This is a genomic window from Pseudomonas sp. IPO3778, assembly GCF_013386825.1.
Taxonomy (GTDB): Bacteria; Pseudomonadota; Gammaproteobacteria; order Pseudomonadales; family Pseudomonadaceae; genus Aquipseudomonas.
This window is the reverse complement of record NZ_JACARC010000034.1, coordinates 23,515-37,975: the sequence shown is the minus strand read 5'-3', so window position 1 is coordinate 37,975 and position 14,461 is coordinate 23,515. Positions and strand designations below refer to the sequence as shown.

The window sequence follows — 14,461 nt, the reverse complement described above, 5'->3', positions numbered from 1 at the left end:
GCTTGCTCGCGAATGCGGTATATCAGGCGCCGGAGTTCTGCCTGAACTGCACCAACGCCGGCAACAACTGCTTGTCGATCGCCTGCCTCACCGCCGGCAGGATCGTCGCGCTGCCGGTGTACATCTGCTCAACCATACCCTTGAGCGCCTTGGCCCGCGCCGCACTCAAACCGCGCACCGCGCATTCGCACGCCTGCTCGGCGGTGGCGCCGCTGGACACTTCGAAACCCAACGACCGCAGTTGGCCCAGCAGGTCATCCTGGTCAATCAAATCCGCGTGCATCATGACGTTAATCCTTGTTAGGGGAGCGGGGGACTGAGGTCGATTCTGGTAGGCCATCACCGAGTCGGCAAGGCCTGAATGCGCGAATGTCCGGGACACCTATGAACAGGTCGTTTTCGGCTAACTCGGCAGGGAAGGGAGTGTGCACACTGGAACCCAGCAAGCAGCTTGAAGGTTTGGTCACCCTCGGGATGCGCCGCTCACACAAAGCACTCTGCCCCGATCCTGTCACGGCTGGATCGGGGCTTTTTTTGGCTGGGATTTGTGGGGTTGCAACTGGCCTCATCGCAGGCAAGCCAGCTCCCACATTTGAAGGTATTCACAAATCAAAATGTGGGAGCTGGCTTGCCTGCGATGGCGGTCTACCTTTGCAACACCAATATCCGGGACAACAACTCATCCCGATCGATATAGCAGCCCTGAAAATGCCGCGCACCCGAGGCAGGGTCAAACGCATTGCGCGCATGCAGGGTGCGGCGGTTATCGAAGCACCACAGCTCGCCCGGGTTCAGGCGTTTGACCAGTCGAAAACGGTCTTCCCGGGTCATCGCTATAAACCGGCGATAGGCGCGATACAGCAACGGCATCTGCGCGGCTGGCGCCTCAAACGGCCCGCGCAGAAAGTTGGCCATGCGAATCTCGGCGACCTCTCCCAATGCATCCAGCGCGATGATCGGCGCCAGCCGGCGGTAGTCGCTGTGACGGTCCTTGTTGCGGAACTCCACCGGGATTTCGCACAGCGCGCGAAAGGCTTCGGGGTCTTCATCACGCAAGGCCCGGGCAATGGCAAAACCATCGACAAAAATACTCTCGCCACCGTCGGCATCGTTCACCAGGCAGTGCAAAAATTGCAGCCCCGGTTGCAGCTCCCGCGTCGGCAAATCACTGTGCAGCGGCAGGTTGAATGCGGTGTAGGCGTTGCTGTCGGCATCGGCCTTGGATTGCACGTTGAACAACACGCCGAAATTGCTCTCGCGGATGAATGAAATGCGCTGGGCGATCAGTGCCAGTGAGCCGGGTTCGGTGGGCACGCCGCGCACTTGGGTAAGGCCGCTGTCACGCAGGGCCAGCAGCCATTGCAGCAGGGCGTTCGGGTCTTCCATCAGCGCCGCGTAGTCGAATACGGGCAGCTCGAACGTGTGGTCCCACAGTAGGGATTTCGGTTTGGCCGCCCGGCGTTCCGCGCGGGATTCATCGTCATAGGCGTGTGCCCTCAACCAACCGGGGTCGTATTGGCTGCGATGCCCGCCACTCCATTCCACCGTCAGCAAACCCTGGTCGATACGCGCACTGATCGCCGTGAGGTGTTCGTCCACGTCGACGATTTCCAGCACCTGCTCACGGGTCACGCTGTAGACACAGGACGGGCACGGGCAGTTGTCCCGCAACCACGGGTGATGGAACGGGCTGACCCGCCCATCGGCCCATTGCACACTGAGGTGATCGCCGTGCACCTGCACATCGGCCAGGTCACTGATCAGCGGGTAAGTACGGAAGTCGGCAACAGCGGCGGCGGTTTGCATGGCGATTCCTTATTTTTGGGGTGGCAGTCCAATCACGCGGCCCAGGAGCGCGGGCCTTGGCAGGTCGATCTGTTGGGCGCTGATGCTGGCGAGCTTGCTCAGCACGGCCTCACTGAACGGCGCGGAATGCGGCCCGGCGAGGTCGACGTGGAGCAGCATTTGCTCGTTGCCGGCCAGCTCCTTTTCGTCGCCGGCCAGGTGAAGGCTGTGGTAGAGGTGCAGGCGCTTGCGGTCGTGGGCGATGAGCTGGGTGCGCACTTCAACGTCGGCGCCCAGCTTCACTTCGTGCAGGTAGTTGAGGTGCAGTTCCAGGGTGAACAGCGAGTGGCCGCTGGCTTCGCGGTTTTCGCTGTCCAGGCCGAGGGTGTCCATCAGCGCATCGGTGGCGTAGCTGAAGATCAGCAGGTAGAACGCATCGCGCAGGTGGCCGTTGTAGTCGACCCACTCGGGGAGGATTTTGGTGGTGTAGGTGGTGAGTGCGGGCATGTCATGGGTTCCGGGTATGTACTCGGTCAAATGTGGGAGCTGGCTTGCCTGCGATGACGGTGCAAGATTCGCCACCGCCATCGCAGGCAAGCCAGCTCCCACAGGAAATCAACAGCCGTTATTCAGCGAAGGTCATGCCGTGTTTTTCCTTGGTGGTCTTCACCGCCTCCAGCACCGCCAGCAGGCAATCATCACGGTAGCGCTCCAGGGCCGAAATGCTGTGTGTGCCCAACTGTTCGCTGGTGCCGTCCACCACGTCGTCAATCAACTTGTCAGTCAATTCCGGGGCCGGCAAATAGGTCCACGGCAACTGCAAGGCCGGGCCGAACTGTGCCATGAAATGCCGCATCCCGGCGTCACCGCCTGCCAAGGTGTACGTCAGGAAGGTGCCCATGAACGACCAGCGCAACCCGGCGCCAAAGCGAATCGCGTCATCGATCTCGCCGGTGGTCGCCACCCCATCGTTCACCAGGTGCAATGCCTCACGCCACAAGGCTTCCAGCAGACGGTCGGCGATAAAGCCGGGCACCTCTTTGCGCACGTGCAAAGGGCGCATGCCGAGAGATTCATACACCTTGATCGCCGCTTGAATGGCTTCGGGTGCAGTGTTTTTACCGCCTACCACTTCCACCAGCGGCAGCAGATAAACCGGGTTGAATGGGTGACCCACCACGCAACGTTCGGGGTGGGTGGAGCCTTCATAAAACTCACTCGGCAACAGCCCTGACGTGCTCGAGCCAATCAATGCATTCGGCTTGGCCGCCGCGCTGATCTTGCTGTGCAATTCCAGCTTCAGGTCCAGGCGTTCCGGGGCGCTTTCCTGGATGAAGTCGGCGTCTTTCACACACTCTTCAATTGTGGCCACGAAGCGCAGGCGGTCTTGCGATGCGCCGGGTGCCAGGCCTTGTTTTTCCAGGGCGCCCCAGGCATTGGCGACCCGTTTGCGCAGGGCCGCTTCGGCGCCGGGCGCCGGGTCCCAGGCCACCACATCCAGGCCGTGGGCCAGGGCGCGGGACACCCAGCCGCTGCCGATCACGCCGCTGCCCAGGGCTGCGAAGGTTTTGATTTCAGTGATAAAGCTCATGGCAAATTCCTAAAGAGTTCGGTGATCAATGTGGGAGCTGGCTTGCCTGCGATAGCGGTGTGTCAGCAGCTGTATTTGGTGCAGGTGTACCGCAATCGCGGGCAAGCCCGGCTCCCACAAGGTTCGGTGCTGTTCGGAACAGTTAGCCGCGCTTGGTCAGGCCCATCTTCACGCGGCCTTCGGCCGGGGTCATGACCCGTGCACCGAGGCGGCTGAGGATCTCGCTGGCGCGTTCCACCAACTGGCCGTTAGTGGCCAGCACACCCTTGTCCAGCCACAGGTTGTCTTCCAGGCCAACCCGCACGTTGCCGCCCAGCAGCACCGCTTGCGCCGCCATTGGCATCTGCATGCGACCAATGCCGAAGCCGGCCCACACCGCGTCGGCGGGCAGGTTGTCGACCATGGCTTTCATGGTGGTGGTGTCGGCCGGCGCGCCCCACGGGATGCCCAGGCACAGCTGGAACAGCGGGTTGTCGAGCAAGCCTTCCTTGATCATCTGCTTGGCGAACCACAGGTGACCGGTGTCGAAAATTTCCAGTTCGGCTTTAACGCCCAGCTCCTGGATGCGTTTGGCGCCAGCCCGCAGTTGCGCGGGGGTGGAGACGTAAATAGTGTCGCCGTCACCGAAGTTCAGGGTGCCGCAATCGAGGGTGCAGATTTCCGGCAGCAGTTCTTCCACGTGGGCCAGGCGGGTCAGTGGGCCCACCAGGTCGGTATTGGGGCCGAATTCCATGGGGTTCTCGCCGCCGCCGATTTCCAGGTCGCCACCCATGCCGGCGGTGAGGTTGACGATGATGTCGACGTCCGCCTCGCGGATGCGCTCCATCACTTCGCGGTACAGCGCCACGTCGCGGCTGAATTTGCCGGTCTCGGGGTCACGCACATGGCAATGCACCACGGTGGCGCCGGCCTTGGCCGCTTCCACCGCCGCGGCGGCGATTTGTTTGGGGGTGACCGGCACGTGAGGGCTTCTGGCGGTCGTGTCGCCAGCACCGGTGAGTGCGCAGGTGATGATGACGTCGTGGTTCATGGGGCAGGTTCCTTACAGGCGTGGTGATGCCGCTCGCAGCCAGGAGCGGCTGCGAAACGGTGATTCAGAAAAGGTTATTTGCTGGTCAATTGCAGGTTGGCGGCGGCGGGTTTGCCGTCGAAGGTGGTGACGCCTTCCAGCCAGCGCTGCTGGTCTTGCGGGTGGTCCTTGAGCCATTGCTTGGCCGACTCCAGCGCGTCCTTGTGATCCAGCAGGGGCTGCATCATTCGGCTCTCGTCGGCGGCGGTGAAGGTCAGGTTGCTCAGCAACTTGTGCACGTTGGGGCATTGTTCGGCGTAGGTGGGCGACGTGACCGACCACACGGTGGCCATGCCTTCGTTCGGACCCAGGGCGTCATCGCTGCCGGTGAGGTACGTCATGGCCACGTTGACGTTCATCGGGTGCGGCGCCCAGCCGAAGAACACCACGGCCTCCTTGCGGCGCACGGCACGGTCGACGGCGGCGAGCATGCCGGCTTCACTGGACTCCACCAATTGGAACTTGCCCAGGCCAAACTGATTCTTGGCGATCATCGCCTTGATCTGGGTATTGGCCCCCGAGCCGGGCTCGATCCCGTAGATCTTGCCGCCCAGCTCTTTTTCAAACTTGGCGATATCGGCGAAGGTTTTCAGGCCCTTGTCGGCCAGGTAAGTCGGCACGGCCAATGTGGCGCGGGCGTCTTCCAGGGACGGCTTGTCGAGCACCTTGACCTGCTTGGCGTCGACAAACGGGGTGATGGTCTGGGTCATCAACGGGTTCCAGTAGCCCAGGAACATGTCCAGGCGCTGGTCGCGGATCCCGGCGAAGATGATTTGCTGGGACGCGCTGGTTTGTTTGGTCTTGTAGCCGAGGCCGTCGAGCAATACTTGGGTCATGGCGCTGGTGGCGATTACGTCGGTCCAGTTCACCACGCCCATGCGCACGTTCTGGCAAGAAGCCGCATCGGCTGCCATGACGTTGGTGCTCAAAATGGCGCTGGCGCTGAGTGCGAGCACGCAGCGGCTGATCAGTCGGTTCATGGTGGTTCCCTCGGCAGGTTGTTATTGTGGGTTCCGGCGTCTTTGTGCGCCGTGCAGCCAAGTTACCCAGCTTCAGAGGCGACAAAACGCACGGCGGCGACCCGCTCTTGCACTGCAGCGACCTGCCCCCTTGAATGACCGATTGAACTGGCGTATCACAGTGACCACGCTGTCCGTCCTACGAGAGCGCTCCATGTCCCAGGATTTCTACTTTCTGCTGATGCCGGGCTTCTCCGCCATCGGCTTTATCTCCGCGATCGAACCGCTGCGGGTTGCCAACCGCTTTCGTGGCGAGCTGTACCGCTGGCACGTCCTGAGCGCCGACGGCGGCGCGGTGTTGGCGAGCAACGGCATGTCGGTCAACGCCGACGCGGCACTGGAGCCCTTGAAAAAGGGCGCGACGTTATTGGTAGTGGCCGGCTTCGAACCGCTGAAGTTCGCCACGCCGGCACTGGAACACTGGCTGCGTCGCCTCGATCACGAGGGGGTGACCCTGGGCGCCATCGACACCGGCGCCTGCGTCCTGGCCGAAGCGGGCCTGCTCGACGGCCACCGGCTGACCCTGCACTGGGAAGCCATCGACGCCTTCAAGGAATCCTATCCACAGCTGACGGTGACCCAGGAGCTGTTCGAGATCGACCGCCGGCGCATCACTTCGGCGGGCGGCACCGCCTCCATCGACCTGATGCTCGACCTGATCAGCCAGGCCCACGGGCCGGAGTTGGCGATCCAGGTATCCGAACAGTTTGTGCTTGGCCGCATCCGCCCGCGCAAAGACCACCAACGCATGCAGATCGCCACGCGCTATGGCATCAACAACAAGAAGCTGGTGCAGGTGATCGGCGAGATGGAACAGCACACCGAGCCGCCCCTGAGCACCCTGGCGCTGGCGGAGGCGATCAAGGTCACGCGGCGGCAGTTGGAGCGGCTGTTTCGGCTGCACCTGAACGACACACCGAGCAATTTCTACCTGGGCTTGCGCCTGGAGAAGGCCCGGCAATTGTTGCGCCAGAGCGACATGAGTGTGCTGGAGGTGAGCATCGCCTGCGGGTTTGAGTCGCCGTCGTATTTCACCCGCAGTTACCGGGCGAGGTTTGCCAAGTGCCCGAGGGAGGATCGGCGACGGGAAGCGGTGTGAGCACCGCTCTCGAGAACAACGCAGATCAAATGTGGGAGCGGGCTTGCTCGCGAAAGCGGTGGATCAGCCACCGAATGCATCAACTGACACACCGCATTCGCGAGCAAGCCCGCTCCCACAGGGGATGTGTGGTGTGGCTTATTTCTTCAGCAGCGCTGAACACGCGGCTTTGAAGGCCTCATGCTGATATTTGTTCAGCGTCGCAGGCACATCAAAATTGTGCTTTTTGTTCTGCGCATTGATGGTCTGCGGCGACAGCAGCGTCACCTCAACACCGTCCAGCAACTGAAACACCCCTTCAATCTTGAACGTGGTCGGGCCACCGGCGAATTCGCCTTTCTTGCTGCGCTTCTTGATCGCGATCCGCGTGATCGCGTTGTCCCGCACAAACGCACTCACCTGAGCGGCGAAGGCCTTGACGTTGGCCGCCTCATCGTCGTCTTCCAGGGCAATTTTCTTGGTGGCCAGGGCAACGTGGCTCAACGCCTGGCCGTCCAGCGAGGCGACGGCGATGATGGCTTCGCTGCCTTTGATTTCGATGCCGCAGATAGTCATGGGGTCGCCTTGGAAAAGTGGAGAAGGCGCGAATGGTATCAGGCCCGACCCGGTTGGCGCGTTCCGGCCATCAGGCTCAGGCACGCCGCCGCCAGGGCCAGTGCCGTCACCAGCGCACCCACCAGCGGGGTGATTTCCAGGCTGCCCTTGGCGATCACCACGCCGCCCAGCGCCGCGCCCAAGGCGACGCCCAGGTGCATGGCCGAGGTATTGATCCCCACATTGGCCTCACCGGATTCCGGGGCGGTGTGCAGCAGGTAGTTCTGCACCACGGGCGAGATGGTCCAGCTCAACGCCATCCACACCGCGTACAGCGCCAGGAAGCTCGCCAGCGAACCGGTGGCCCATGGCAGCAACGCCATGACCAAAGTGAACAGTGCCGGGATCAACACCAGCGCACGCTTGAACCCCAGCCGGTCCGACAGCCAGCCGCCGCAATAACCACCGCTGATGGCGGCGATGCCGAAGAACACGTAGAGATAACTCAAGGAAACGCCGTGGATGCCCATGGTCTGTTGCACGTAGGGCGCCAGGTAAGCGAACAGCACGAAATGCCCGGTCAACAGCAAGACCGACACCAGTTGCGCCAACAGCAGCCTGGGAATCACCAACTGCCGGCAGTAGTCACGCAACGAGGTGGGCGGGCGGCTGGCGAATGTCGGCAGGCTCAGGCGCAACAGTGCGGCGATCACCACCGCCAGCAGTGCCAGCAGCAGAAACGGCGCACGCCAGCTCAGGGACTCGCTCACGGCTATACCCAGCGGAATCCCCAGCACCAGCGAACCGCTGATGCCCATGAACACAATGCCGATCGCCCGCCCCCGCAGGCGTGCGTCCACCAGCGATGCCGAGAGGGTCGACGCCAGCACCACCACCAGCGCACAACTGGCCGCGCTGATGATGCGACAGACCAGCAGCATCCAGTAATTCACCGCCAGTCCGGAGCCCAGGTTGCCCACCGCAAAGGTCAGCAACGCGGCAATCAGCAGGGAGCGCCGTTCAATCCGCGACGTCAGCGACAGCAACGGCGCGGCGCACAGGGCAAAGGTCAGGGAAAACACCGCCGTCAGCTGCCCGGCCGCACTCAGGGTAACGCCCAGTTCCCGGGACAGCAGCGGCAGAATCCCGCCCACCAGGTTTTCATCGATACCGGCGACGAAGGCGGCGAGGGCGAGGAGGTAGATGCGTGGGTTCATGGGGCGGCATTGGTAGAAATGGGCGCTGATCATGCCGGGCATGGTGATTGACTGGCAAGTCAACAAAATTGCTCGGGGCCGGGCCGGAAGGTAAAGATGCAGAAAAATAATTAATGATAAGGGATAAAATATTGTCCGTTATTCTAATTATTTCGTGATTACGGATAATATGTTATCCATTATAGTTTTATTATTTTTATCGTTGCTACACTTGCTCACACTCCACCGGAAGTCGAACCATGGCCCTTACTCATATCCTCTACGCCCCTGGTGAGATCGCCCTGCAGATCGCCGGCAACGCCAAAGCGCTTCGGTTGAGTAAAAACCTTTCTCGACGGGCACTGGCGACCAAATCCGGGGTGCCCGAGTCCACGATCAAGCGCTTCGAGACAACCGGTAAGGTTTCGCTGGATGCCCTGTTATTGATTGCGATGAGCCTGGGTGTCGGCGAGCAACTGGCGCAGTTGTTCAGCGCGCCAGCACCGGCCAGCCTTCAAGAACTGAAAAATCACACAAGGCTTCGAGGTCGTCAATGAAACCGGTCACTGCGCTCCACGTCATGTTGCAAGGTTTCCGGGTGGGTGAGTTGGTCGATATCCCCCGTAAAGGCCTGTATTTCTCCTATGACCCGAGCTGGCTGTTGAAGGGGTTCAATTTGGCGCCCCTGCACATGGAGTTTTCATCAAGGCCTCAGCTGGCTGCGGACACCACGCTGTTCAATGGGCTGCACGGTGCTTTCAGCGATTCCCTGCCCGATGGTTGGGGGTTGCTGCTGATGGATCGTTTCTTTCGCCGCTCCATGGCGATTGAGCGGCATGCGTTGGGACCTTTGGATCGATTGGCCTACATGGGCGACCGGAGCATGGGGGCATTGGAATATGTGCCTATGTTCGAAAAGGATCCCGATCAGGCGGCCCTGGATCTGGCCTCTCTCTACCAGGCCTCCCAGGACGTTCTGTCGGGTGAGACCTGTGAAGTGATTGAATCATTGCGTTTCGCCGGTGGTTCGCCCGGCGGTGCCCGTCCCAAGGCGGTCATCGGGCTGTCGCCTGACAAGTCCCGGGCCATTTCTTCATTTGGTGAGATGCCGGATGGATACGAACACTGGCTGATCAAATTCCGCAGCCAGGACGAGCATCGCGACAGCGGAGCGATCGAGCAGGTTTACGCAATCACGGCTCGCAGTGCCGGCGTCGAAATTTCCGCCTCAGACGTGTTAGATGTCCCGACACCGACAGGCATTGAGCGTTTCTTTGTCACTCGCCGTTTTGACCGTGACGGCGCCACCCGGCGGCATATGCTGACAGCCGCTGCGATTCTGTACGCAGACTTCCGCATGCCCAGCCTGGATTACGGCGACCTGTTGCGCCTCACATTCGCGATTACCCAGGATGCCAGCCAGGTGCAGAAAATGGCGCGGCTGATGGTGTTCAACGCGCTTGCCCACAACCGGGACGATCACGCCAAAAACTTCTCGTTCTTTGGCGCAGCCAATGGCTGGCAGATGGCGCCGGCGTACGACCTGACATTTTCCAGCACCAGTGGTCGCGGCAACGAGCACACCACGGCGTTTGCAGGCGCCGGCCACCCGACACGCAAGGTGATCATCGAAGTCTGCAAGCCATTCAGCTTTCTGGAGCCTGAGCTTTACATCGAGCAGACCCTGGACGCGTTATCGCAATGGAATCAGCACTGCGCCGACTTCGAGGTCGATAAGGTCCAGCGGGAAAAAGTGCTGCTGACGCTTAACTCGGTATGGAAAGACTTCTAACGCTTATTCCTGCCCGATCGACTCCAAAAACTCCGACCGTTCATCGCTCATCCGCGCCAGGCAGTCATTCTGCTCGATGGCATACGGCTTGCTGCCCGCCACCGCCGGGAAGGTATCCACAGCGCAATCCGCGTCGCGCAGTTTTTCCCACTTCTGCTGGGCATCCTTCAGACGAGCGGTAATGTCCGCCAGCTGCGTCTTGTTGCTGCCATAGGTCGAACCCATGCGTTCCAGCAAGCCCTGATAGTTATCCTTAAGCAGTTGCTCAGCGGTGGTTTTGTTGTAGGTGGCGCATTCCAGGGTTTGCTTGTCGTTCTCGATGCCATCGCAGGGCGTGGTGTCGGTGTCTTCAGCCGCGTGCACGCCGGTTGCGATGAGTGCCAAAGCCAGGAAAATCGATTTCATTGCGCCGTCTCATATCAGTTGATGAGCAAATTCTGGCTCAAGCGTAAGACAAAGAACAGACACCCGTCAGAGATGTCATGTTGGCCTTTGTCGCGGATTGACGCTTTCGGCAATTCCCTTGTCGTTTTTGCACCCGGCTCCTTCTGCCCCGGGGCATATGCTGGCCCCAAAGCGCCGGCAGACGATTCGGCGCATGAATCGCCTATAAGGGGACGCCTGATGAGCCCAGCCGAATTGCACGCCGACAGCATCGTTATCGACGGGCTGATCATTGCCAAGTGGAACCGCGACCTGTTCGAAGACATGCGCAAGGGTGGCCTCACCGCCGCCAACTGCACGGTGTCGGTATGGGAAGGGTTCCAGGCCACCATTAACAACATCGTGGCCAGCCAGACCCTGATCCGCGAGAACAGCGACCTGGTGATTCCGGTGAAAACCACCGCCGATATCCGTCGCGCCAAGGAACAGGGCAAGACCGGCATCATCTTCGGCTTCCAGAATGCCCATGCGTTTGAAGACCAGCTCGGCTACGTCGAGATCTTCAAGCAGCTCGGGGTTGGCGTGGTGCAGATGTGCTACAACACCCAGAACCTGGTGGGCACCGGCTGCTACGAGCGTGACGGCGGCCTGTCGGGCTTCGGTCGTGAGATCGTCGCCGAGATGAACCGTGTCGGCATCATGTGCGACCTGTCTCACGTGGGCTCCAAGACCTCCGAAGAAGTCATCCTCGAATCGAAAAAGCCGGTGTGCTACTCCCACTGCCTGCCATCAGGCCTTAAAGAGCATCCGCGCAACAAGTCCGATGAAGAGCTGAAGTTCATCGCCGACCACGGCGGCTTTGTCGGCGTGACCATGTTCGCGCCGTTCCTGGCCAAGGGCATCGATTCGACCATCGACGATTACGCCGAAGCCATCGAATACACCATGAACATCGTGGGCGAAGACGCCATCGGCATCGGCACCGATTTCACCCAGGGCCATGGCCAGGATTTCTTCGAAATGCTGACCCACGACAAGGGCTACGCCCGCCGCCTGACCAGCTTCGGCAAGATCATCAACCCCCTGGGCATCCGCACCGTGGGCGAGTTCCCCAACCTCACCGAGACCCTGCTCAAGCGCGGCCATCCTGAGCGCGTGGTGCGCAAGATCATGGGCGAGAACTGGGTCAACGTCTTGAAGGACGTTTGGGGCGAATAAGCCACCGCATCCTCTGAATCCTTTCCCGCTGCCGTTCGCGCAGCGGGCAATAAACCGAATTGTTTGGAGTTAAGTTTCCATGGCCAAGATCGCCCCTCAATTGCCTATCGAAGTCGACAGCGAAACCGGTGTCTGGACCTCCGACGCCTTGCCGATGCTGTACGTGCCGCGTCATTTCTTCGTCAACAACCACATGGGTATCGAAGACGTTTTGGGGGCCGAGGCCTACGCCGAAATCCTCTACAAGGCCGGCTACAAATCCGCCTGGCACTGGTGTGAAAAAGAAGCTGAATGCCACGGCCTGGAAGGCGTCGCAGTGTTCGAGCACTACATGAAGCGCCTGTCGCAACGCGGCTGGGGCCTGTTCAAGATCCAGGACATCGACCTCGACAAGGGCACCGCCAGCGTCAAGCTCGAACACTCGGCATTCGTCTACGTGTACGGCAAGGTCGGGCGTAAGGTCGACTACATGTTCACCGGCTGGTTTGCCGGCGCGATGGACCAGATCCTTGAAGCCCGCGGCAGCAAAATCCGCACCGTGGCCGAGCAAGTCTACGGCGGCTCCGAAGAGGGCCACGACGACGGCCTGTTCACCGTCCAGCCGTTGTAAGTCGAGGACCCTGCCATGGCTTTCGAAGCAATGTTTGCGCCGATCCAGATCGGCAAACTGACCATCCGCAACCGCGTGCTCAGTACCGCCCACGCCGAGGTGTATGCCACCGACGGCGGCATGACCACCGACCGCTATGTGAAGTACTACGAAGAGAAAGCCAAGGGCGGGATCGGCCTGGCGATCTGCGGCGGTTCTTCCAGTGTCGCCATCGACAGCCCCCAAGGCTGGTGGAAATCGGTGAACCTGGCGGATGACCGGATCATCCCGCACTTCCAGAACCTGGCCGATGCCATGCACAAGCATGGCGCCAAGATCATGATCCAGATTACCCACATGGGCCGTCGCTCGCGCTGGGACGGCGAGCACTGGCCCACGCTGCTCTCGCCGTCGGGCATCCGCGAGCCGGTGCACCGCGCGACCTGTAAAACCATCGAGCCGGAAGAAATCTGGCGGGTGATCGGCAACTACGCCAGCGCCGCAGCCCGTGCCAAGGCCGGCGGCCTGGACGGCGTGGAACTGTCGGCGGTGCACCAGCACATGATCGACCAGTTCTGGAGCCCACGGGTCAACAAGCGCACCGACGAATGGGGCGGCAGCTTCGAAAACCGCATGCGCTTCGGCCTTGAAGTATTGAAGGCGGTCCGTAAGGAAGTCGGCCCGGATTTCTGCGTCGGCATCCGTTTGTGCGGCGATGAATTCCACCCGGACGGCCTGTCCCACGAGGACATGAAGCAGATCGCCAAGTACTACGACGACACCGGCATGCTGGACTTTATCGGCGTGGTCGGCTCGGGCTGTGACACCCACAACACCCTGGCCAACGTTATCCCCAACATGAGTTATCCACCGGAGCCCTTCCTGCACTTGGCCGCCGGAATCAAGGAAGTGGTCAAGGCCCCGGTGCTGCACGCGCAGAACATCAAGGACCCGAACCAGGCGACCCGCATCCTGGAAGGCGGCTACGTGGACATGGTGGGCATGACCCGCGCCCACATCGCCGACCCGCACCTGATCGCCAAGATCAAGATGGGCCAGATCGACCAGATCAAACAATGCGTCGGCGCCAACTACTGCATCGACCGCCAGTACCAAGGGCTGGACGTGCTGTGCATCCAGAACGCCGCCACCTCCCGTGAATACATGGGCGTGCCCCACATCATCGAGAAATCCACCGGGCCGAAACGCAAAGTGGTGGTGGTGGGTGCCGGCCCTGCCGGGATGGAAGCGGCACGGGTGGCCGCCGAACGTGGCCACGACGTGACGCTGTTCGAGAAAAAAGAATTTATCGGCGGGCAAATCACCACCGCATCGAAAGCCCCCCAGCGTGACCAGATTGCCGGGATCACCCGCTGGTTCCAGCTGGAACTGGCTCGGCTGAACGTCGACCTGCGCCTGGGCGTGGCGGCGGACGCGGCGACCATTCTGGACCTGCGTCCGGACGTGGTGGTGCTGGCGGTGGGCGGTCATCCGTTCCTGGAACAGAACGAACACTGGGGCGCGGCGGAAGGCCTGGTGGTCAGTAGCTGGGACGTGCTCGACGGCAAGGTTGCACCTGGCAAGAACGTGCTGGTGTACGACACCATCTGCGAATTCACCGGCATGTCGGTGGCGGACTTCCTGGCAGACAAGGGCAGCCAGGTTGAGATCGTCACCGACGACATCAAGCCGGGCGTGGCCATCGGCGGTACATCGTTCCCGACGTACTACCGCAGCATGTACCCCAAGGAAGTGATCATGACCGGCGACATGATGCTGGAAAAGGTCTACCGCGAAGGCGACAAGCTGGTGGCGGTGCTGGAGAACGAATACACCGGGGCCAAGGAAGAACGGGTGGTCGATCAAGTGGTGGTTGAGAACGGCGTGCGCCCGGATGAAGAGATCTACTACGGGCTCAAGGAAGGTTCGCGCAACAAGGGCCAGATGGACATCGAAGCCTTGTTCGCGATCAAGCCGCAGCCGTGCCTGAGCGAGCCGGGCGAGGGGTACTTGCTGTTCCGCATCGGTGACTGTGTGGCCCAGCGTAATACCCACGCCGCCATCTACGACGCCCTGCGCCTGTGCAAGGATTTCTGACCCAACACCGAACCAATGTGGAAACCGATCAATGTGGGAGCCGGCTTTTCTGTGGGAGCCGGGCTTGCCCGCGATGCAGGCGGCTCGG

At 61.2% G+C, this 14,461-nt stretch carries 15 protein-coding genes; 6 read left to right on the top strand and 9 right to left on the bottom strand.

What is annotated here, in order from left to right; genetic code table 11:
- Positions 1 to 22: 22 nt before the first annotated feature.
- The 6 genes from HX855_RS16350 to HX855_RS16325 all read right to left on the bottom strand — a co-directional run bounded on the left by HX855_RS16350 (position 23) and on the right by HX855_RS16325 (position 5,425).
- Positions 23 to 286, bottom strand: a complete 264-nt coding sequence (locus HX855_RS16350; protein WP_003216918.1) for a hypothetical protein — start codon at positions 284 to 286, stop codon at positions 23 to 25.
- 359 nt (positions 287 to 645) lie between these two features.
- On the bottom strand, positions 646 to 1,806 hold the full coding sequence (locus HX855_RS16345; protein WP_177087053.1) for a gamma-butyrobetaine dioxygenase: 1,161 nt from the start codon (positions 1,804 to 1,806) through the stop codon (positions 646 to 648).
- Between the two features lie 9 nt (positions 1,807 to 1,815).
- Positions 1,816 to 2,292: a thioesterase family protein gene (locus HX855_RS16340; protein ID WP_177087055.1), complete on the bottom strand. Its 477-nt coding sequence runs from the start codon at positions 2,290 to 2,292 to the stop codon at positions 1,816 to 1,818.
- A gap of 118 nt (positions 2,293 to 2,410) precedes the next feature.
- Positions 2,411 to 3,376: an L-carnitine dehydrogenase gene (locus HX855_RS16335; protein WP_177087057.1), complete on the bottom strand. Its 966-nt coding sequence runs from the start codon at positions 3,374 to 3,376 to the stop codon at positions 2,411 to 2,413.
- Positions 3,377 to 3,518: 142 nt separating this feature from the next.
- Positions 3,519 to 4,406 carry a 3-keto-5-aminohexanoate cleavage protein gene (locus tag HX855_RS16330; RefSeq protein ID WP_003216924.1) on the bottom strand — a complete coding sequence of 296 codons (888 nt, stop codon included), beginning with the start codon at positions 4,404 to 4,406 and terminating at the stop codon, positions 3,519 to 3,521.
- A 74-nt stretch (positions 4,407 to 4,480) separates the two neighbouring features.
- Complete coding sequence (locus HX855_RS16325; protein ID WP_177087059.1) at positions 4,481 to 5,425, bottom strand: choline ABC transporter substrate-binding protein; 945 nt, start codon at positions 5,423 to 5,425, stop codon at positions 4,481 to 4,483.
- 193 nt (positions 5,426 to 5,618) lie between these two features.
- Here HX855_RS16325 and HX855_RS16320 point away from each other — a divergent pair, with 193 nt between their 5' ends.
- Positions 5,619 to 6,563 carry a GlxA family transcriptional regulator gene (locus tag HX855_RS16320; protein WP_177087061.1) on the top strand — a complete coding sequence of 315 codons (945 nt, stop codon included), beginning with the start codon at positions 5,619 to 5,621 and terminating at the stop codon, positions 6,561 to 6,563.
- A 138-nt stretch (positions 6,564 to 6,701) separates the two neighbouring features.
- Here HX855_RS16320 and HX855_RS16315 read toward each other — a convergent pair whose 3' ends face one another.
- Together HX855_RS16315 and HX855_RS16310 are read right to left on the bottom strand one after the other, a co-directional pair.
- On the bottom strand, positions 6,702 to 7,118 hold the full coding sequence (locus tag HX855_RS16315; protein ID WP_088423284.1) for a DUF3010 family protein: 417 nt from the start codon (positions 7,116 to 7,118) through the stop codon (positions 6,702 to 6,704).
- A gap of 38 nt (positions 7,119 to 7,156) precedes the next feature.
- On the bottom strand, positions 7,157 to 8,377 hold the full coding sequence (locus tag HX855_RS16310; protein WP_177087063.1) for an MFS transporter: 1,221 nt from the start codon (positions 8,375 to 8,377) through the stop codon (positions 7,157 to 7,159).
- Positions 8,378 to 8,553: 176 nt separating this feature from the next.
- Here HX855_RS16310 and HX855_RS16305 point away from each other — a divergent pair, with 176 nt between their 5' ends.
- Together HX855_RS16305 and HX855_RS16300 are read left to right on the top strand one after the other, a co-directional pair.
- Positions 8,554 to 8,850 (top strand): helix-turn-helix transcriptional regulator, encoded by a 297-nt coding sequence (locus HX855_RS16305; RefSeq protein ID WP_088423286.1) that lies wholly within the window; start codon positions 8,554 to 8,556, stop codon positions 8,848 to 8,850.
- The gene (locus HX855_RS16300) at positions 8,847 to 10,085 is read left to right on the top strand and encodes a type II toxin-antitoxin system HipA family toxin (protein WP_177087065.1); all 1,239 of its coding nucleotides are present in this window, start codon (positions 8,847 to 8,849) and stop codon (positions 10,083 to 10,085) included. The genes HX855_RS16305 and HX855_RS16300 overlap by 4 nt, the downstream gene beginning before the upstream one ends.
- A 3-nt stretch (positions 10,086 to 10,088) precedes the next feature.
- Here HX855_RS16300 and HX855_RS16295 read toward each other — a convergent pair whose 3' ends face one another.
- On the bottom strand, positions 10,089 to 10,490 hold the full coding sequence (locus tag HX855_RS16295) for a lysozyme inhibitor LprI family protein (protein WP_177087067.1): 402 nt from the start codon (positions 10,488 to 10,490) through the stop codon (positions 10,089 to 10,091).
- 219 nt (positions 10,491 to 10,709) lie between these two features.
- On the opposite strand from HX855_RS16295, the gene HX855_RS16290 reads away from it, so the two are divergent.
- The 3 genes from HX855_RS16290 to dgcA all read left to right on the top strand — a co-directional run bounded on the left by HX855_RS16290 (position 10,710) and on the right by dgcA (position 14,373).
- Positions 10,710 to 11,687 (top strand): dipeptidase, encoded by a 978-nt coding sequence (locus tag HX855_RS16290; protein ID WP_005792153.1) that lies wholly within the window; start codon positions 10,710 to 10,712, stop codon positions 11,685 to 11,687.
- Positions 11,688 to 11,766: 79 nt separating this feature from the next.
- Positions 11,767 to 12,297, top strand: a complete 531-nt coding sequence (locus HX855_RS16285; RefSeq protein ID WP_177087069.1) for a DUF5943 domain-containing protein — start codon at positions 11,767 to 11,769, stop codon at positions 12,295 to 12,297.
- Between the two features lie 15 nt (positions 12,298 to 12,312).
- Positions 12,313 to 14,373, top strand: a complete 2,061-nt coding sequence (gene dgcA / locus HX855_RS16280; RefSeq protein WP_177087071.1) for a dimethylglycine demethylation protein DgcA — start codon at positions 12,313 to 12,315, stop codon at positions 14,371 to 14,373.
- The last annotated feature ends 88 nt before the right edge of the window (positions 14,374 to 14,461 follow it).